The 18,649-nt window shown below is 44.6% G+C and carries 15 protein-coding genes; 1 reads left to right on the top strand and 14 read right to left on the bottom strand.

Translation table 11 applies throughout. From position 1 onward, the window contains the following. Nucleotides 1–172 precede the first annotated feature (172 nt). From L2W36_RS24640 to guaB, 10 genes are all read right to left on the bottom strand, one after another. Entirely contained in the window at nt 173–1,207 is a 1,035-nt protein-coding gene (locus L2W36_RS24640; RefSeq protein ID WP_236111831.1) for an IS110 family transposase, read from the bottom strand. Between the two features lie 179 nt (nt 1,208–1,386). Continuing rightward, nucleotides 1,387–1,794, bottom strand: coding sequence for an ATP-dependent DNA helicase (locus tag L2W36_RS24635; protein WP_236111830.1), 408 nt, complete (start codon nt 1,792–1,794; stop codon nt 1,387–1,389). A 57-nt stretch (nt 1,795–1,851) separates the two neighbouring features. Continuing rightward, nucleotides 1,852–3,531, bottom strand: coding sequence for an ATP-dependent DNA helicase (locus L2W36_RS24630; RefSeq protein ID WP_236111829.1), 1,680 nt, complete (start codon nt 3,529–3,531; stop codon nt 1,852–1,854). Then, nucleotides 3,528–3,965 (bottom strand): VPA1267 family protein, encoded by a 438-nt coding sequence (locus L2W36_RS24625; protein ID WP_236111828.1) that lies wholly within the window; start codon nt 3,963–3,965, stop codon nt 3,528–3,530. The genes L2W36_RS24630 and L2W36_RS24625 overlap by 4 nt, the downstream gene beginning before the upstream one ends. Beyond that, nucleotides 3,965–4,642 (bottom strand): gamma-mobile-trio protein GmtX, encoded by a 678-nt coding sequence (gene gmtX, locus L2W36_RS24620; protein ID WP_236111827.1) that lies wholly within the window; start codon nt 4,640–4,642, stop codon nt 3,965–3,967. Before gmtX ends, L2W36_RS24625 begins: the two co-directional genes overlap by 1 nt. Beyond that, nucleotides 4,642–7,323 (bottom strand): gamma-mobile-trio integrase GmtZ, encoded by a 2,682-nt coding sequence (gmtZ, locus tag L2W36_RS24615; RefSeq protein ID WP_236111826.1) that lies wholly within the window; start codon nt 7,321–7,323, stop codon nt 4,642–4,644. Before gmtZ ends, gmtX begins: the two co-directional genes overlap by 1 nt. Further along, complete coding sequence (gmtY, locus tag L2W36_RS24610; RefSeq protein ID WP_236111825.1) at nt 7,323–8,780, bottom strand: gamma-mobile-trio recombinase GmtY; 1,458 nt, start codon at nt 8,778–8,780, stop codon at nt 7,323–7,325. The genes gmtZ and gmtY overlap by 1 nt, the downstream gene beginning before the upstream one ends. A gap of 177 nt (nt 8,781–8,957) precedes the next feature. Continuing rightward, the gene (locus L2W36_RS24605; protein WP_006072549.1) at nt 8,958–9,551 is read right to left on the bottom strand and encodes an acetate uptake transporter; all 594 of its coding nucleotides are present in this window, start codon (nt 9,549–9,551) and stop codon (nt 8,958–8,960) included. 180 nt (nt 9,552–9,731) lie between these two features. After that, a complete protein-coding gene (gene guaA, locus L2W36_RS24600; RefSeq protein WP_236111824.1) occupies nt 9,732–11,285 on the bottom strand; it encodes a glutamine-hydrolyzing GMP synthase in 1,554 nt (517 codons plus the stop codon). A gap of 153 nt (nt 11,286–11,438) precedes the next feature. Beyond that, on the bottom strand, nt 11,439–12,902 hold the full coding sequence (guaB, locus tag L2W36_RS24595; RefSeq protein ID WP_006072553.1) for an IMP dehydrogenase: 1,464 nt from the start codon (nt 12,900–12,902) through the stop codon (nt 11,439–11,441). Nucleotides 12,903–13,109: 207 nt separating this feature from the next. Between guaB and xseA the strand changes: the two genes are divergently transcribed. Then, the gene (xseA, locus tag L2W36_RS24590) at nt 13,110–14,483 is read left to right on the top strand and encodes an exodeoxyribonuclease VII large subunit (RefSeq protein ID WP_051647159.1); all 1,374 of its coding nucleotides are present in this window, start codon (nt 13,110–13,112) and stop codon (nt 14,481–14,483) included. A 9-nt stretch (nt 14,484–14,492) separates the two neighbouring features. Here xseA and L2W36_RS24585 read toward each other — a convergent pair whose 3' ends face one another. From L2W36_RS24585 to der, 4 genes are all read right to left on the bottom strand, one after another. Continuing rightward, nucleotides 14,493–14,726 carry a zinc ribbon domain-containing protein gene (locus L2W36_RS24585; protein ID WP_006072556.1) on the bottom strand — a complete coding sequence of 78 codons (234 nt, stop codon included), beginning with the start codon at nt 14,724–14,726 and terminating at the stop codon, nt 14,493–14,495. 104 nt (nt 14,727–14,830) lie between these two features. Further along, the gene (locus tag L2W36_RS24580; protein ID WP_198558214.1) at nt 14,831–15,850 is read right to left on the bottom strand and encodes a sensor domain-containing diguanylate cyclase; all 1,020 of its coding nucleotides are present in this window, start codon (nt 15,848–15,850) and stop codon (nt 14,831–14,833) included. 325 nt (nt 15,851–16,175) lie between these two features. Then, complete coding sequence (locus tag L2W36_RS24575; RefSeq protein WP_038227955.1) at nt 16,176–17,039, bottom strand: metal-dependent hydrolase; 864 nt, start codon at nt 17,037–17,039, stop codon at nt 16,176–16,178. 64 nt (nt 17,040–17,103) lie between these two features. Next, complete coding sequence (der, locus tag L2W36_RS24570; protein WP_006072560.1) at nt 17,104–18,588, bottom strand: ribosome biogenesis GTPase Der; 1,485 nt, start codon at nt 18,586–18,588, stop codon at nt 17,104–17,106. Nucleotides 18,589–18,649 lie beyond the last annotated feature (61 nt).

The raw sequence follows: 18,649 nt of genomic DNA, 5'->3' as shown, positions 1-18,649 counted from the left end.
TGTAATGAGGTTTCGGCATAAGGCTACGATGATTAACTGACGTAGCCGATCAGATCGTAACTTCCTGATTTAGTTCCATCGAATTACGCAACAAAGCCTATGGAGGTTTGACCTGTATTTCATCTTGCTTGCTAATTACACAAATATTTCTTTAATAAACAGATTTTTAGCATTATTTCAGTAAAAGGTTTTCTATTGGCCTATATTCTTGTTTTTTAGTTATTAGTGCCCAAGCCATGCGAATCATCTTATTAGCAAAAGCAATCACGGCTCTATTAAAGCCTCTCTTTTCAACTAATTTATTAATCCAATAACTGAGCTTGTCTGTTTTGTTCTTAGCATGAGCCACAACAGCCCTAGCTCCGTTGACAACCAAAGAGCGAAGGTGTGAATTACCTCGTTTAGTAATACCTAAAAGAACAGATTTCCCTCCAGTACTATGTTGCCGAGGTACAAGGCCTAAAGCTGCTGATGCATCGCGACCACGTTTAAATTGCGTCCCATCTCCCATCCAGGATTTTAACGATATACTAACTATCGGACCAATACCTGGCATTGAGGTTAAACGTCGACATGTATCATCTACTTTAACAACTGTATCTATATAATCTTGATATAATTGTAACTCTTCTTCTATGTCTAGCAACCGTAGGTATTGGCGGTGAATAAACTGTCGGAAAATATCAGTTAGGCCGTTGTCTGCATTTTCCAGTATTAAGGGCGTTTCTTTTCGAATCGCTGATGCGCTTTTTATGACAATGATTCCATACTCACCGAGTAAACCCCGAATATGATTAATCAGTCTTGTTCTTTCAACATTCAATAAACGACGCATATGCAGAATACTTTGCTCATCTTGTTGTTCTATGGTCTTAATTGCAACAGAACGTATAGCTCCATGCTGTGAAGCTTCAGCAATAGCTTGTGCATCGTTGTAATCATTTTTTTGACCACGCAGGTACCCCTTTACATGTTGTGCGGGAAGAAGCTGAACTTCATGTCCTAGTTTTCTAATCTCACGTCCCCAGTAATGAGCTGAAGAACAAGCCTCCATAGCAATAATGCATGACTCATGGTTTACCAAATATGGCAGAACCTGACGCCTATTAAGCTTCTTTCTTGCGATTCGTTGACCGTATTCATTCAATACAACGAAGTAAAAACTAATTTTTGCTAAATCAATACCGACAGTTTTACGTTTTTCCATGATAAACCCCTTATAGACCACATTACTGACACCTTAATAGTGGCGCAATATGGTGATTTAGTGGAGGGGGAGACCATTTCATCATTAGCGCAAACCAACTCCGTTATTTTTGACTTTTCACTTGCGAAACGGGGCGTACCATACAATAAACGAGTTTGAAATTGCTAACTCAAAAATTGCTAACTCAACAGTTCTTGTAGGTAGCTATTCCGCTCATGAGAGTGGCTAGGTGCCTCGGTGATGCGCTTCATATCATCGCTACTACCAACGATATGGATTTCATTTTCAGCTCTCGTGATTGCCGTATAGAGCCATGCTCTATCGACTATCCTACCTTTTTGCAGGGCAATAATGATGCATGGGAACTGTGATCCTTGGGCTTTGTGTAAGGTAATTGCATAACCCAGTCCCATGCAGTCGAGAACAGATTGTGTTATCTCGACCTTTTCACCCGTATCCAGTGTGACTTCCCCGTAACTATCACCAGAAGGTTTGACGCTGGTTAGTGTCCCAAGTGAGCCGTTCTGAATGCCTTTGTCATAATGGTTCTGAGTAAATAACACCGCATCATTCATGCGAAGTGGCAAAAAGAACTTATCACCATTGATTTCGCACTCAAGGCTAGTGCTATCTGGGTTAACGGCTTATTGGGTGAGTTTATTGATTTCTGATACGAATGCCTTGGTTGGAGCTATGACGCGACTGTTTTCAGGACACTGTTGGTAAAGCTCACAACAGACTTTGGCAATGTCTGTTTTACTGGCTTCGTGAAAGTGTATTGCTCCCGTACTTAATCGATCAGGCATCACACCTTGATTGATGAGCTTTGAGTATTCGGGGATACCCGTTGAACCTTCCTGTCTCTTGACGATATCTAACATCGTATTAGCCACCGTTTTTGCTTCAACGATGTCTGCCAACACCTTGCCGCAGCCGATTGGTGGAAGTTGGTCGGGGTCGCCAGTGAATATTAATCGTACAGAGGGGTGAATGTGATTCACAAGACGATACATGGTTGGCAAGTCAATCATGTTTGCCTCATCAATCACCAGTAGGTGATTTGTTTTCTCGCCACTGGGTTCAATGGGGTCTTCACGCAGCAATTTGGCAATGGTAGAGGTAACAAAACCGATGGACTCATGAAGTCTCATTGCAGCACGACCGCTGAGCGCAACGGCGTGTATTTCAAATCCAAGTTGATGGTAAGTCCTGAGAGCCGTTCTGAGTACCGTTGTCTTGCCTGTTCCTGCACCGCCCGTAATACAGCTTACCGAATTATCCAGACACGTTGTTACGGCTTCGATTTGTTTACTGGTTAGGTCGTAGGGAAGCTCCGCAACCACAGAGCAATACGCAGCATTGGCGTTTTCATCAAACAAGTCATTTTGCTTAATCAGTGTATTTAGCCGTTTGACAATGACACTTTCCATCAGAAGTTGCGCCGTTGGATGGTAGACTCCTGTGTCGGGATTTAAAATATTCTGAGCTTTATCATGACCTGATTGGAACGCCTGAGTGACCAGTGCTTTGTCTTTCAATAGTTTGTTGAGGTAAGGACGCACATTGGCATGAGTGGTATAGGTGTGACCTTTTTCAATCTCCTTGCGAATCGCCATTTCCAGAGCAGCGCTGAGCCTTCTTGGGTCATCCTTCGCAACATCGCTCTTAAAATCCGTTACCTTGATGATGTCTTCAATGACACTGAACGAAAGACCAAAACCCTTAATTACCTCTATGGAGGCTTCACCGTGATGCTTGAGCAGCCGTTGCTGCACACTGGCGGGGATGTTGTGCTCGCTCATCCAGTTGCAATGTGCCAGATTTCTATATTTGGCGTACCCCTTAAAGAGCGCTTCCACTGAATCTTCACTCAGAATCGATGTCAGACGCTTTCTGGACTCTGGGGTGTCATTTCTCAGTGTCGCATGGAAGTCTTTACCCAAGAGCTGCCAGAGCGCCCTGGCTTTGCTTTCTCCAATACCCTTGAAGTCACTTTCTCTGGCGATAAAGCGTATCAGTTGCTCACCCGTTTCGGGTAAAGTGCATTCAATATGCTTGGGTGATTCATACGTGTGCTGCTGCATTACATAATCACCCATCTCCATATTTTCTATCTGGCGAGCGCCTTTGACTGACCAATGCTGTCCCAGCGTTGGAAGCACAGGGATGCTATCGGGGTCGGCTTTGATGGTGACGTAATACTTCCCACTATTGGTTTTATAAGAGTCCTTCGCCAGCGGTACACCGCTGAATATCACCATCTTGGCTGAACGGTAAGGGATACTGGTTACCCGCACCTGGTCTTCATGCAAGACAGTATTCATCGTGGCATCAATCCCATTTCAGACAAGGTTTCAGATAGCTCACCAAAGCGCTCAAGTCGCTTTTCAAGCTCCTTGACCTTGGCTTTCAATTCAATGTTCTCAGCCTCTAATGACGACACCCGCTTTGAATCGAGCAGCTTTCGATTGGCCGTGTTGTCGTAGGCTTGAGGTTTGCCCTCATTCTTCTTGGCAGCGTCAGTCAACGGTGGCAGGACACCTTTACTGCGCAGTTCACCTTCTAATGCTTTGAGTGCTTTCTTAAGGGCAGGGTTTTGGTTTAACGCCGATTTGCCACAACCAATGCCCTTTGCCACTTCAATTCGATTTAGCTGACCTCTAAACACGATTTGTTTGAAGTCATCGTCAGTCTGTGTGGCTTTCCAGACCTCAAATGCCTCAAGGTTTTGTTGCGCTTTCTGCTGCCCACTCGCCATTAGTCATCTACCTCACCCAGTAGCTTGCGAAGCCCTGTGACAAAGCCTCTGGGGAAGACTTCACTGTTGAGTTCCATGTCTTTTACTTGCCCCGCCTGAGTAGTTTGCCAATTGTTCTTTTCCATACATTCATCAGAAATGGCATACGCTAAGGCCTTTTTCTCTGATTCGATTAGTACACCTGATAGGGATGGCAGCACTTCGACGCTTGGCTCTGCTGTAGTATCAAACTGGCGCACTGGGCGTTTGTCGATGGTAATGTTGGCGTGCTGCTTGAGCAAGTTGACCTCTTTGCGGTAGCGGTTGCGCTCGGCAATGATTTGACCAAACAAGGCGCGTACCGCAGGGTCTGGGATACGCTCTAACAGTTTATTATCCGCAGGGATGGATTTAGATCTTGAGGTGTTGGATAACGGTTTTTTGGTACTGGTATTGCATTTTGCCGCCCATGCTTCGATGAGTGTTCGGTAGTGCTTGTTACGGGTAGCACGCAAAGCCTCATACGCCAATCCGCCATTTTCCGCAGACACCCGTCCAATTTGCGTGATGGAGAAGTCACGCTGACCCGATTCCACATAGGCTTTCAGCGTGTCATTGAGCTTATCGAGATTTTGCTGCGTGCGAGGTACTTTACCTTCTTTTAAGTCAGCCAGAATAACATCAATATCGAGTTCCATTAATCCTCCAATAACTTCGGTAGTGCGATGCCATCTAGGTTGATGACTTTATTGCTCAGAGCATGAATACCGCCAGACAATAGCTTATTGTCGGTCAGGTATTCACCCGCTTCGATGTAAGTCGCCACCTTGCGGTAGCCCTCAAGCTTGTCGTCAGGGTCAGCGATTTTCGCCATTTGGCGCAGCATGGCATTGGCAGCGATGAGCTGTTGCTTGTCGTCCATTTCCATGAAAATTGGCTCAAAGCCTTTTTTCATTAGCACACGGCTAAGTTGCATTGAACGCTTTTGAATCGCAGGGGTTTTACGCAGTTCGTCCTGCAAATCAGGGTAGAATTCAGCGTCGTCACAAAGTAGTGATAGATGCAGCAACTCTGAGTCGGTTTCGATAAACTTCAAGGCATGGCTGACATCTTGCTCAGAGCCAACCGCAATCAGTTTATCTTTTGTATCACCTTCCTTTCTGGCTTCTTCGACACGAATGATTTTGCTGATAAGCTCAAAACACGCTATCCAGTCTTTTGTGTATTCATCGGCTTCGACTTGCTGTTTTTCATAACGGCGCTGTAGGGCTTGCAGTTCATCGTGTTTGATAAACGGCTTGCCTTGCTCTTCACAAAAGAACTGTTCGTCTTTGAGGGCTTCCAGCTCACCTTCAATTTCCACAGATAGGTTCGCAGCCTGATGTGCTTTGTAGCTCAGTTGGTTGAAGTGGGCATTGAGCGCAGGCAGGTATCGTGCTTCAGTAATAAACCAGCGGCAGCGGATACAGTTTTCAGGGCCATGAGGCACACTGGCATAAACGCGATTTTTAGCGGCTTTTGCATCTCTAATCAACTCACCGCCATTCCAACAGCCGCCAAGGGTACTGACTTCATCGGATTTAACTGTGTTACCGCCCACTAAGCACAGCCCACACGAGCGCTCTTCCCAGCCAATCGGATTGCAATTAACCAATGCCGCCTGAATGCTGTCATCGTTGTGATACACCATCTTGCATTGGATTTGCTCCATTGAGGCATCTTTAAGGAAGTTGCGCACAGACTGCTTGGATTTGGCATCCAGTGCGTAATGCGCATCACTCATCTTCTCAGCCATAAGCGATGGAGTGATTTTGTTGTAGTAGATGGTCATCAACAGGCGTGTATGCCCTGCCAATAGCTTAGAAATCACAGGCAGTGGTAGTTGCGTATCCATCGTGTACGCCGTGATGAGCGAGACGCGCAAACTGTGCAATGGAAAGCGTGTGGCAACCTTAGCGCTTTCTGTGGTTTTCTCTGGGTAATCTACAACCAGCTTCAAGCGTTCGCCGTTATCCAATGTATTGCCTTGCTCTGCCAATTGGTTTTCTAGCGTCAATAAAAGTTGATACCAGAAAGGCCCTATATTTGCGTCACCATTAATTGGTTTTGATTTATCTTCGCCTTTTGCTGACGCGTCACGAAACAGAAACGCAATTTCCCCCATACCTTCTAGCTGCTTGTTCGATTTCTTATTGCCAGTGTGCTTTGCAAGCAGTGTGGTGCAGTCGGTGGGCTTTGCAATTGAGTTGTATTTTTCTTGCCAGTTACGCAGTTTTTCTAGCCAGTACAGCACTTCTTCGTTCTGCCAAGGGATGATGTAGCCACGCTCCAATTCGTCTTTGTTTTGGTCGGCGGTCTTGTTGGTGTTGATATATAGACCTGTGGAATACAGCCCTGTCATGGTGTCGTGAATACGGTGAAAGATGCCTTTTCCGAAGGGGCGTTTTTCACTGCCAAGTGCAAAATCATGTTGGGTGTTCACTACCCACTGACCTTGTTCATAGCGCCATGTATCGGCTTCACCACTGTCCAGCATCCGCACCTGATAGGTACGTAGTGGTAGATGGAGTTTCATGAAAATCACCATCGCTTTGACGGGCGACCAGAGTTGGTGAATGGTGACTTTCTTGTTCCCTTCACCTTTAATACGGCGAGTCACTTCTTTAGTGCGCCATACGCAATCAGGGTCGGTTTTATCAATCAGTTCAGGCTCGACTTCAAACCAATCACCATCACCACCTGTTACCCCTTGCCCTGATTGCTGCTGCGCCCATGTCCAGTGCTTGAAATGGCGGTAGTGATAGGCAGGCAGCAACGTTTCGCTGTCTTTAAGGTTTTGCTCAATGACGGTCAGTTTGGTTTTATCTGGCAACGGACAGAGGATTTGGCGCAAGTCTTGAATATAGCGATACGGCAGAGGATTGCGGACGGTTTCGGTTGCTGAATGTTGATATTTTCTTTTGCTTAGCGGGTTATTAACCAGATGTTTAAGGTTGCCATTATCATCTTCTTCCGAGAATATTTTTTCGATAACAAAGTCGATGAAGTCACAAGGGTAGTTCACGCCCGACTGGATCTTATATGTGTTATTTTGCGTTTTTGCAACCAGTTTTTCCAACTCTTCACTAGAGCATTGATGCCCTTGGTAGCCCTTAAAAAACAAGGACATATCGCCAATGGCATAGGGTGCACATTCAGCAATATAAACTTCAAAAAAGCGGGTTAAAGCTTTTTGTTTACTATCAACCGCACTGGTTTGTGTTGCCATCCACTCAGCCACCAATTCCTGCCATTGTTGCCACTCTGCACCAAGTGTGGTCAACATCCATGAGAAGGTTAAATCCGACGAACGTCCGTCTCGTATTATTTTTTTCGCCATTAATTACCTCTCAATTTTGGATGTTTGCCAGTGAAGTATCCCTGTGGGTCGATGTCATTAAAGCCATGCTCAACCAGTGCTTTCCAGTCGAGTGCTTTAACTTTGGATTCGGGGTTTGCCAGTTGCAGTGTCGCTTGGGTCAGTTCATCCGATATTTCCTGCTGACCTTTGCCAGTGTAGGGTTCTTGTGAGCTTAGATTCTTGTGGTGCATACAACGCTTAATCACCAAAGGATTAACCCCTGAGCGCTCTAATCGTCTACCGTAGTTATGTCGATGCCCATGGGGGTCTTTGCCTTCTGCCTTGCTTTGCTCCAAACCAATGCGCTTCAAGCCGTTGGCGTAGTTATCATGGAAAGCGTTGATGGTGTAAGGGTTACCGAAAGCACTGTGATGAAATGAAATAAACGCATAAGGGTGGTGACAGTCGATGCTGGCGCGGTACTTTTGATAGTTTTTCCAAAGTGACATAAACACTTTGCCATAGTCGGTTGGGAACCACTGAACCTGTATGTAGTTGTCTTTATGGTCAACCACACGATTCTTCCAGCCAAGATGAGCTGTACCTTTCATGCGCTGACGAGGGATACGCGCATACTTTTCTTTTAAGTACGTTTTTCTATTCTGATTTTTAGAGCGAACTTCAGGGTCACTTGGCGCTTTACCATCGACTTCATTATATATTCGCACGATTGCGCTATCTGGGTTATAAGGGTCTTCAAACACATCTGTCACCCAAAGGGTTAATGCCTCGCTTTCGCGTAGTCCGCCACCGTGCATGAGTAGGAGTATTAATTTGTCCCTGAGTGCCACTCGTGGGTCGCTTGCGCCACCAATCCCGTTCATATAAAAATCTTCCCAATGCTTATCAGGAAAGGCGATGGCGTCATCTTCGGTTTTGGTGAGTGGTGTGCGCCCCTTAATAGTTCGCGCCTTACGGATGGTTTTATTGACGGTCTTATCTTCAATATGACCCAAAAAGTCATTTTGGTTTTTGCGATACCATGCAGCGTAATTCAATCGCTGCTCGTGATGGGTAGCATCACGCAAGGGATTCATCGGCGCAGTGCCTTGCTTGTCTGCCAACCAATCGGTGAAGGCCGTCAGTCGGTGAATGTGCTTATTCACGTTACTGGTTGAGCTTGGCACCCAATATAAACCAGAGGGGTCAAGCCCATCCTCACCAATCGTTCCTGTGTACAATCGCTTAGAAAAGGTCTGAAAGAGCAACTTCGGATCGTCAAACAATCCTCTATTTGCTTCCATATAATCCAGCAACAAGGACACCGCTTGAAGAAATCCATTCATGACGGAGTTACTAACACCATCCGCTTCGAGCTTGAGTAGGTAGTCCGTGACCGTACCTAGTTCTCCTTGCTCAGTTAGCAAGATAGGCAGTTGGCTTTTTATGCCCGTATTGTCCTCTACAATCGTTGCTTTAACTTTTACTGATGACAAATTATGCTTTCCATATACATACTGTACACACAATTAACTATATACCTATAGTGTTAACTGTGCAATAAAAAGGCAGATTTCTCTGCCTTAATACACAACATACACCTTTTAACTTACTATATATAAGCTTAGCTACCCCTTTTATCATTCACTGTTCCCGAATGAATGAAACTTAAATTATGCTGCCACTTCTTGAGTGTTCATTGCTGGCGCTTTTTTCTCACCGATAGGGAGAATAGTGCGACCATATTCGTTGTTAAGTACTTGAGCCATTGCGAAGTAAATCGCGCTCGCACCGCAGAAGATACCTTCAAAGCCGGCAATAGTGCCAATCAATTCGCTGCCGAAGAAATCACGCGCTGCCAACAAGAAAAATAGGATCGTCAGAGAACCAAAGACCACTTGCTTAGCCACTGGGTAGCAAAGTGAACCAATGAACATGAAGCCAGTGAACACACCCCATAGCAGTAAATACCAACCCATAAATTTCGCAGGGCTAGCAGGAAGACCCATGTAAGGCATTACGATAATACCCACTAGCGTTAACCAGAATAAGCCGTACGACGTGAATGCCGTAGTGCCAAAAGTGTCACCACGCTTAAAGCACATCATGCCAACAAACACTTGGCTAAGACCGCCATAAAAAATACCCATAGCAAGAATCATTGAATCAATCGGAAAGAAACCTGCATTGTGGATGTTAAGCAGAATGGTAGTCATACCAAAACCCATTAGGCCAAGTGGCGCAGGGTTTGCGAGTTTGTTCGACATGTAAAAGAGCCTTCGATTAAAAATTAGTGGTAAAAGTTATAGAAAAATTTTAATCGATATTTGTGACATTGAGCAGATCCGTTATTTGCAATCTAAGATTGATAATTTGCAGATATTAATTAGCATGCATAAAAAAACCGGCTTGCGCCGGTTTCATAATTTAATAACAACAATCGGAGATTATTCCCACTCGATGGTCGCTGGTGGCTTACCAGAAATGTCGTAAACCACACGTGAAATGCCTTCAACTTCGTTGATAATGCGGTTCGAGACCTTACCTAGGAAGTCATATGGTAAATGCGCCCAATGAGCCGTCATAAAGTCGATGGTTTCAACAGCACGCAGTGATACTACCCAGTCATACTTACGGCCATCACCCATAACACCTACCGAACGAACTGGTAGGAACACGGTAAATGCTTGAGAAACTTTGTTATACAGGTCTGCAGCGTGCAGTTCTTCAATAAAGATAGCATCAGCACGGCGCAGCAAGTCACAGTACTCTTTCTTGATTTCACCAAGAACACGAACACCGAGGCCTGGTCCTGGGAATGGGTGACGATAAAGCATGTTGTATGGTAGACCCAGTTCTAGGCCGATTTTACGTACTTCATCTTTAAACAATTCACGTAGTGGCTCAACAAGCCCCATTTCCATATCATCAGGAAGACCACCCACATTGTGGTGTGATTTGATAACGTGAGCTTTACCCGTTTTAGAAGCAGCTGACTCAATAACATCTGGGTAGATTGTACCCTGTGCTAGCCATTTCGCGTTTTTAAGCTTCTTAGACTCTTCATCAAATACGTCAACAAACACGTGACCAATTGTTTTACGTTTCTCTTCTGGGTCAGATTTGCCTTCAAGTGCAGTCAAGAAGCGCTCTTCTGCGTCAACTTTGATGATGTTTAGGCCGAACTTATCGCCAAACATTTCCATCACTTGCTGGCCTTCGTTAAGGCGAAGTAGGCCGTTGTCAACGAACACACAGGTCAGCTTGTCGCCAATTGCGCGGTGAACAAGCATTGCAACTACCGATGAATCAACACCACCAGATAGACCTAGAATAACCTCATCATCGCCTACTTGCTCTTTAATACGAGCAACAGCATCTTCGATGATGGATTCTGATGTCCATAAACGCTCACAGCCACATGCACCAAGAACAAAGTTCTCTAGCATTTGCAGGCCTTGTTTAGTGTGCGTTACTTCTGGGTGGAACTGAACGCCATAGTATTTCTTCTCTTCATTCGCCATAGCAGCGTACGGGCAAGTGTCCGTTTCACCAACTTTTACGAAATCTGCTGGAATTTCTACAACTTTATCACCGTGGCTCATCCAAACGTCTTGAGTCGCTTCAAGATCTTTGAAAATCGCTGAGTCACCAGATACTTTAACTTGTGCGTAGCCAAATTCACGTTCGTTTGAACCTGCTACTCGGCCACCAAGCTGCTCAGCCATTGTCTGCATGCCGTAACAAACGCCAAGAAGAGGAACGCCTGAATCAAATACGTATTGAGGAGCACGAGGAGAATTTTCCTCTGTTACACTCTCAGGGCCGCCAGATAGAATAATACCGTCTGGGTTGAATTCACGAATATCCGCTTCTTCTACATCCCAGCTCCATAGTTCACAGTAAACGCCGATTTCACGTACACGACGTGCTACTAATTGTGTGTACTGCGAGCCGAAGTCTAAAATCAGAATTCGTTGGTCATGAATATTTTTCGTCATTTTGGGCAATCTTATAAGCTAAGTATTGAGAACGGAGGCGAGTTTACCCGCCTCACATCTATGCATCAAGGAAAAAAGCAAACGTTTACGTAAGATTTAGACTTACTTGGGTCAATTGTGACCCTCAACGTTATCACTACAGTCTATGGGTAATTAACCTAGACGGTAGTTTGGTGCTTCCTTAGTGATTTGAACGTCGTGCACGTGTGACTCGTTTAAGCCAGCACCAGAGATACGTACGAACTCTGCTTTAGTACGCATATCTTCGATAGTCGCAGAGCCTGTTAGACCCATGCTTGAACGAAGACCACCCATTTGTTGGTGAACGATTTCTTTTAGGCGACCTTTGTAGGCGATGCGACCTTCGATACCTTCTGGAACAAGCTTGTCCGCAGCATTATCTGATTGGAAATAACGGTCCGATGAACCTTGAGACATCGCGCCAAGAGAACCCATTCCACGGTAAGCCTTATAAGAACGGCCTTGATAAAGAATAACTTCGCCTGGTGCTTCTTCAGTACCAGCAAACATAGAGCCAACCATCACGCATGATGCACCAGCAACGATTGCTTTACAGATATCACCAGAGAAGCGGATACCACCGTCTGCGATAACTGGAATACCATATTCGTTGGCAACACCAGCAGCGTCAGCAATCGCTGTAACTTGAGGAACACCAACACCTGTAACGATACGAGTTGTACAAATAGAACCAGGGCCAATACCAACTTTAACGGCACTAACACCCGCTTCAATCAATGCTTTCGCGCCAGCAGCCGTAGCTACGTTGCCACCAATGATATCGAGATCTGGGTACGCTTCACGTGTTTCGCGAATGCGAGTTAAAACGCCTTCTGAATGACCGTGTGAAGAGTCAATCAAAAGCACATCAACACCAGCTTCAACTAGAGCTTTTACGCGCTCTTCGTTACCCGCGCCCGCACCGACAGCAGCACCTACGCGCAGACGACCTTGCGCATCTTTACATGCGTTTGGTTTACGTTCTGCTTTGTGGAAGTCTTTTGCAGTGATCATACCGGTAAGTTGGAACTCATCGTTTACGACCAACACTTTTTCAACACGTGCACGGTGCATCTCTTCTTGCACTTCTTCACGAGAAGCGCCTTCTTTTACTGATGCTAGACGCGCTTTTGGCGTCATTACTACTTCTACTTTCTTACTTAAATCAGTAACAAAGCGAACATCACGGCCAGTGATGATGCCTACAAGCTCATTCGTTTCTGTAACAACAGGGAAACCAGCAAAGCCATGCTTTTCAGTTAGCGCCATTACATCAGCAATCGTTGCTTCTGGACGAACAGTAACAGGATTTGTTACTACACCAGCTTCAAAGATCTTAACAAGACGTACTTGCTCAGCTTGTTGCTCAATAGACATGTTTTTGTGGATAAAGCCAATGCCACCTTCTTGGGCAAGCGCGATCGCTAGACGCGCTTCCGTCACTGTGTCCATAGACGCAGAGATCATTGGAATATTCAGACTGATATTCTTCGTCAACCGAGTGCGAAGATCGGCTGTGTTTGGGAGAACGGTGGAGTGAGCTGGAACGAGTAGTACATCATCGAACGTCAGCGCTTCTTTGGCAATTCTTAGCATTTGCAATATCTCACAATAGAGGAGTTGAAGGAATAATCCGTCCTTATCGTTTCGCATAATAAGGTCATTTGGATTAGATATTGCGGTGGGATTATACGCCCGACGAAATCGCTTGGCTACACATTTTTATATTTTTTATTTGCATTTACCCCCTTGATATGTATTATATTGCCGCTAATTTCCATACCCACGTCTTTGAGATTAGCTGTGCCCCTATCCTCGCGATCAAGCTCTAATTCTACGTCTAGTAATCAAAACATTTACACGGTGTCACGCCTGAACTCTGAAGTTCGTTTGTTGCTAGAAAATGAAATGGGGATTGTGTGGTTAGTTGGTGAAATTTCTAACTTTTCTGCACCTGTCTCAGGTCACTGGTACCTCACTCTTAAGGACTCTCGCGCTCAAGTGAAGTGCGCGATGTTTCGTGGTAATAATCGCCGTGTAACGTTCAAACCTGCTAATGGAAATCAAGTACTAGTTAAAGCAAGACTCTCTCTCTATGAGCCACGAGGTGACTATCAGCTCATCATTGAGTCAATGCAACCCGAGGGGGATGGTCGACTTCAGCAAGAGTTTGAGAAGCTGAAAATGTCACTTGCCGCAGAAGGTTTGTTTGCTCAAACACTAAAACAACCATTGCCCAGCCACCCAAAACGTGTAGGTATCATTACCTCCAAAACGGGCGCTGCTTTATTTGATATTTTAGATGTTTTGAAAAGGCGTGATCCTTCCTTACCTGTGGTTATTTACCCGACGACGGTTCAAGGAGATAATGCTGCGATTGAGATTGCTCAAGCGATTGGCAGAGCAAACAGCCGAAACGAGTGTGATGTGTTAATCGTCGGTCGAGGCGGAGGTTCACTTGAAGATTTATGGTGCTTCAACCACGAAATCGTCGCCAGAACCATTGCCGCCAGCCAAATACCAATTATCAGTGCAGTCGGACATGAAATTGACGTCACTATCGCTGATTACGTCGCTGATGTGCGCGCCCCGACACCAAGTGCAGCCGCAGAACTAGTCAGCAATGATACCTCTCATAAACGTGAGTCACTGATCACTAGAGAACAGCGCCTGAGAAACATCATTCGACTTTATCTGTCGGAGCAAAAGCAGCGCTTGTCCTCGTTGATGCAAGACCTGAGCAATCAACATCCTAAACATCATTTGCAGCGCCAAAGTCAACGCCTGGATGAATTTGAGTACCGCCTTAATGCCGCAATGAAGCAAAGGTTATCTCAAGAGACTCTAAGGTTAACCAACAAGCTGCATCGCCTGAAGTTACAGTCTCCTGTTACTCGTCTGGCACAACAATCGCATCGATTGACTCAATTAGAAAGCCGACTAGAGCAAGCGATGCAACGCCAACTCTCTTCAACTAAGCATAAATTTGCATTAACAGTAGGTAAGCTTGATACGGTGAGTCCACTCGCTACTTTGAAGCGCGGTTACTCTATTACTCAAGATGAGGATGGGAAAGTCATTTCTCATGTAGATTCGGTAGAGATAGGCTCGACAATGACGACTCAAGTAGAGCATGGCACTCTTGTCTCTACCGTTACCGATATCAAACCTAACTAGACAATCTCACTAAGCTTTGATTGGTTGGAATTCAAACCTTGCTCGAGATTTGGACTTTAGTTCATTACATGAGTTACAAAAATAGTTAGCTGCACCACACGCCTGAAGCTTTTCCATTTCAGCTTGGCAATCTGGGCAATAACCAATTTTGACAAAGTGTTTAGTACATTGTTTACAGAAATACTGCCCGTCCCAATCTAAAGCGACCTTGCAATCTGGGCACTCGTTGTCTGCGAAGTTCATATCTCACCTAAATATTAGTAGATGTTAATATTGATATTCTATCTCGAACACCTAAAGGATACTAGGCAACTGCCATAAGACGTTCTTTAACGTTAGGAAAACGTTTAGCCACGAGATAGGAATAAACTCTCTAACTTAGCTTTACGTTTGACTTTGTACATCTCGGTATCCGCTAAACGGATCAATTGGTCAATCGTCATGTCTGAACAACATTCTTTAGTTGCAAACCCAACGCTAACACCGATGTTAGTCTCTTCTAAAGTGACAGGTTGATTCAATTCTGACTGCAATGTCTCGTAAAAAGTTCTGGAATCTTCCTGACTAGGAAAGCAACTAAACGCAAGAAACTCATCGCCACCATATCGACCTAACACAGCTTGGTCAGGTAATAGCAAACGTAATTTTTGCGCGACAGCAACCAACACCTTATCGCCAAATTGATGTCCATATACATCATTTACCTGTTTGAATTTATCGATATCTATGAAGAAACAGCCAAGAAAATTGCCTTGAAAGCAATGACTTTGTTCGACACGTTCTAATAGAGCTCGACGATTCAGGCATTGAGTCAGAGAATCAAACTTAGCTTGGTAGTTGAGTTTATCTTCTAAAGCATATTTCTCTAGTGCCACAGAATAAACCGCGGCAATAGACTCGAGTATCTCCAGTTCAATAGCATGGGGATCAGAGGGCAATGAGCTATAGAGTGCAAACGTACCCAATACGTGCTCTTGTGTAGAGATCACTGGTACAGACCAGCATGCTCTAATATTTGCTTGTGTCGCAAGTTCAACAAAAGGCTGCCAATTACTATGGCTTTTGACATCAGAGACGATAACAGAACGTTTTAAATAGGCAGCCGCACCGCAGGAACCTACTCCTTCTCCTATTTCGATCCCATCAATAGCATCGTTGTAAAAGTCAGGCAAGTTAGGTGCTGAAGTGCTGTACAGTCGATGTGTCTCTTGATCTAACGTTAATATTGAGGCGCGTTTATCCTTAAACAGGCGCTCTGTTAACTTAATGATTCGCTCCTCCAATTGGGGTTTTGGCAACCCCAGAGCAAGTTCTTTCAAGAGTAAGTTCATGCCCTTATGGGCATCTATCAGCAAATCTTTCGTCATAAATCCGCAGAATTGTCGTTCTTATTGAGTATGCGTAACCGACACATAATAACACAACGTACGGATAGATGATCTATTGACCAGTTTAATATTTAGTCGTATGGTCAAAGGGACGAACAACAATACGATGCTGTTCTAGATCTTCCCTAGATCTTCCCCTTAATCTAATCTGATCAGCGATCTGCTCTTAAAAGAACATTTATATAACCACATACCGAAAGCATAAGTTACATATTCTGCATTTGGATTTAATTTAGGTTATTATTCCATGCAAGACTTGATAAATGACACCACACAGAATTTAATAAAACGATCATTTCTCGAATTAGTCACTTACATGGGTATGCATTTCGATATAAGACGAATCTACGGCTTTTAGCTCGACTCTAAGGTTAATCAGTTCATCCATATGATTGATATGCGTTCCACCGCAAGGCATCACGACGTCGACGCCATCAAGAGTGCAGTGCCAATATCTTGAACTGGTCAAAAATGGACCTTCAAGTTGCATTGAAACTTCAGAGGGTTCTTGTGACCACTCAGCTAACTGTTGATTAGTCATATCTTCAATTCTCTGTAAGTCTGTCACTACCTCTACGGTATTTAGTCCACGTTTCTTTAACGTTTTCCCAAGGCGATATCGGTCAAAACATCGGTTTGGCGATACCACACTCTGTTCCTGAGCATAACTATTAAAATCATAGTGGGCCAAACCATCTTTTCGGTCTGCTTCTTTTCTCCAGTATGACGCAGCAAGCACTTTGTTAAGTGCAAGAGAGGCGATATGTCCGGCACTATGTCCTCTGCTCAAACTTTGTTGATAGGCTTTGTCTACTTCCAATGTAATGACCTGACCAACACAAAGTTCTGTTCCTTTCGCGATTCGATGCACAACAACAAATACCCATCCATCACAGTCTCGTTTTACGGGAATCGCGCTGCCGACATACAGTGTTTTGGTATCCAGTTCGATAGCACCAACAAGACAATCTATGACTTCAAGTTGTTGACCTTTCGCTAACAGATAACCTTTGTCTGCCGGATGATCAGGCCATATATGACTTACTGGGTGAAATGGCGTACTGTCTACAACAATATCGGTGTAATTAGAATGCTCATCGATCAATTGAATTGCGCTGTCTAGCTGCCAAGTTTGATGACAAAAGTGAATTTTACTAGCGGTAAACACGGTATGATTATTCCTTGCAACAAAAAACGCCCGCTGTACTCAGAGGGCGTTGTTTAATTTCGATTTATTTTTTAGGACGACCTTTCATCATCGTCATTAAGCGTTTACGTTTACGCTCTTGTGAAAGGGTCATCTTGTTAGACTTACCTTCAAATGGGTTATCGCTGCTTTGGAAGTTAATACGAATTGGCGTACCCATGATTTCCAAAGAACGACGATAATAGTTCATTAAATAACGCTTATACGAATCTGGTAGTTCATTGACTAGGTTACCGTGAACCACAACGATTGGTGGGTTGTAGCCACCAGCGTGCGCATATTTCAACTTAACACGACGTCCACGAACCATAGGTGGCTGGTGATCTTCCGTCGCCATTTTCATGATACGGGTCAGTACCGAAGTACCCACACGGGTAGTCGCAGACTTGTAAGCTTCTTGAACAGATTCAAACAAGTGGCCAACACCAGTACCATGAAGAGCTGAAATAAAGTGGATACGAGCAAAGTCAACGAAACCAAGACGACGATCAAGCTCTTTCTTAACGTGTTCTTTCACGTCAGTATCTAAACCATCCCACTTGTTCACAGCGATCACAATAGAGCGACCAGAGTTTAACGCAAAACCAAGGAGGCTTAAGTCTTGATCTGAGATGTTTTCACGAGCATCGATAACGAGCAATACAACGTTTGCATCTTCTACTGCTTTCAGTGTTTTAACCACTGAGAACTTCTCAACCGTTTCGTTGATGCGACGACGACGACGTACACCAGCAGTATCAATTAGTACATACTCACGATCATCACGCTGCATAGGAATATAAATAGAATCGCGAGTGGTACCCGGCATGTCATAAACTACTACACGCTCTTCACCAAGAATACGGTTGGTCAGCGTTGATTTACCCACATTAGGTCGACCAATGATAGCCAACTTAATTGGTTGATCTTGAAGACGCTTAAACTCTTCTTCCGCTTCTTCTTCGGTATAATCGAGTTTCTCTTCTTCTTCGTCTTCAAACTCAGTCAGATCTTCAATTTCACCTTGTTCAACAAAGCTTTCTGCAAATGGGTTAAGTGCGCGTTCGATAAGTGCAGTAACGCCACGACCGTGTGCCGCTGCGATGTGGTACATGTCTTCTACACCAAGTTGCCAAAACTCAGCACTGGCAGCATCAGCATCAATACCATCAACTTTGTTGATCACTAGGAATGACGGCTTCTCAATTTTACGCAGGTGTTGAGCAATCGCTTCATCAGCCGACGTTAAACCTGCACGGCCATCCACTAGGAAAAGCACGACATCCGCTTCATCAATCGCAGCTAGCGATTGTTCCGCCATTTTTGTTTCAACACCTTCTTCAGTACCATCAATACCACCGGTATCAATAACAATGAATTCATGCTCACCCAGTTTCGCCTGACCGTATTTACGGTCACGTGTTAGCCCCGGAAAATCCGCAACAAGAGCATCACGCGTACGCGTCAATCGATTGAACAGGGTCGACTTACCCACATTCGGGCGTCCAACTAGGGCAACAACAGGTACCATATAAACCTCTACACTTATCTTCTAATTGTAGTTATAGGTAAAATTCTCACGTTTTCCTATA

Origin of the sequence: Vibrio sp. McD22-P3, from assembly GCF_021568915.1 — a bacterium.
GTDB classification, from domain to species: domain Bacteria; phylum Pseudomonadota; class Gammaproteobacteria; order Enterobacterales; family Vibrionaceae; genus Vibrio; species Vibrio mediterranei.
Note: the sequence above shows the minus strand (reverse complement) of the source record. Positions and strands in the feature narration are given on the sequence as shown.

Excerpts from the sequence above, each read along its gene's own strand:
- L2W36_RS24640 (WP_236111831.1), bottom strand. The coding sequence starts at position 1,207 with ATGGAAAAACGTAAAACTGTCGGTATTGATTTAGCAAAAATTAGTTTT.
- L2W36_RS24630 (WP_236111829.1), bottom strand. The coding sequence starts at position 3,531 with ATGAATACTGTCTTGCATGAAGACCAGGTGCGGGTAACCAGTATCCCT.
- L2W36_RS24625 (WP_236111828.1), bottom strand. The coding sequence starts at position 3,965 with ATGGCGAGTGGGCAGCAGAAAGCGCAACAAAACCTTGAGGCATTTGAG.
- gmtX (WP_236111827.1), bottom strand. The coding sequence starts at position 4,642 with ATGGAACTCGATATTGATGTTATTCTGGCTGACTTAAAAGAAGGTAAA.
- gmtZ (WP_236111826.1), bottom strand. The coding sequence starts at position 7,323 with ATGGCGAAAAAAATAATACGAGACGGACGTTCGTCGGATTTAACCTTC.
- L2W36_RS24605 (WP_006072549.1), bottom strand. The coding sequence starts at position 9,551 with ATGTCGAACAAACTCGCAAACCCTGCGCCACTTGGCCTAATGGGTTTT.
- guaA (WP_236111824.1), bottom strand. The coding sequence starts at position 11,285 with ATGACGAAAAATATTCATGACCAACGAATTCTGATTTTAGACTTCGGC.
- guaB (WP_006072553.1), bottom strand. The coding sequence starts at position 12,902 with ATGCTAAGAATTGCCAAAGAAGCGCTGACGTTCGATGATGTACTACTC.
- L2W36_RS24585 (WP_006072556.1), bottom strand. The coding sequence starts at position 14,726 with ATGAACTTCGCAGACAACGAGTGCCCAGATTGCAAGGTCGCTTTAGAT.
- L2W36_RS24580 (WP_198558214.1), bottom strand. The coding sequence starts at position 15,850 with ATGACGAAAGATTTGCTGATAGATGCCCATAAGGGCATGAACTTACTC.
- der (WP_006072560.1), bottom strand. The coding sequence starts at position 18,588 with ATGGTACCTGTTGTTGCCCTAGTTGGACGCCCGAATGTGGGTAAGTCG.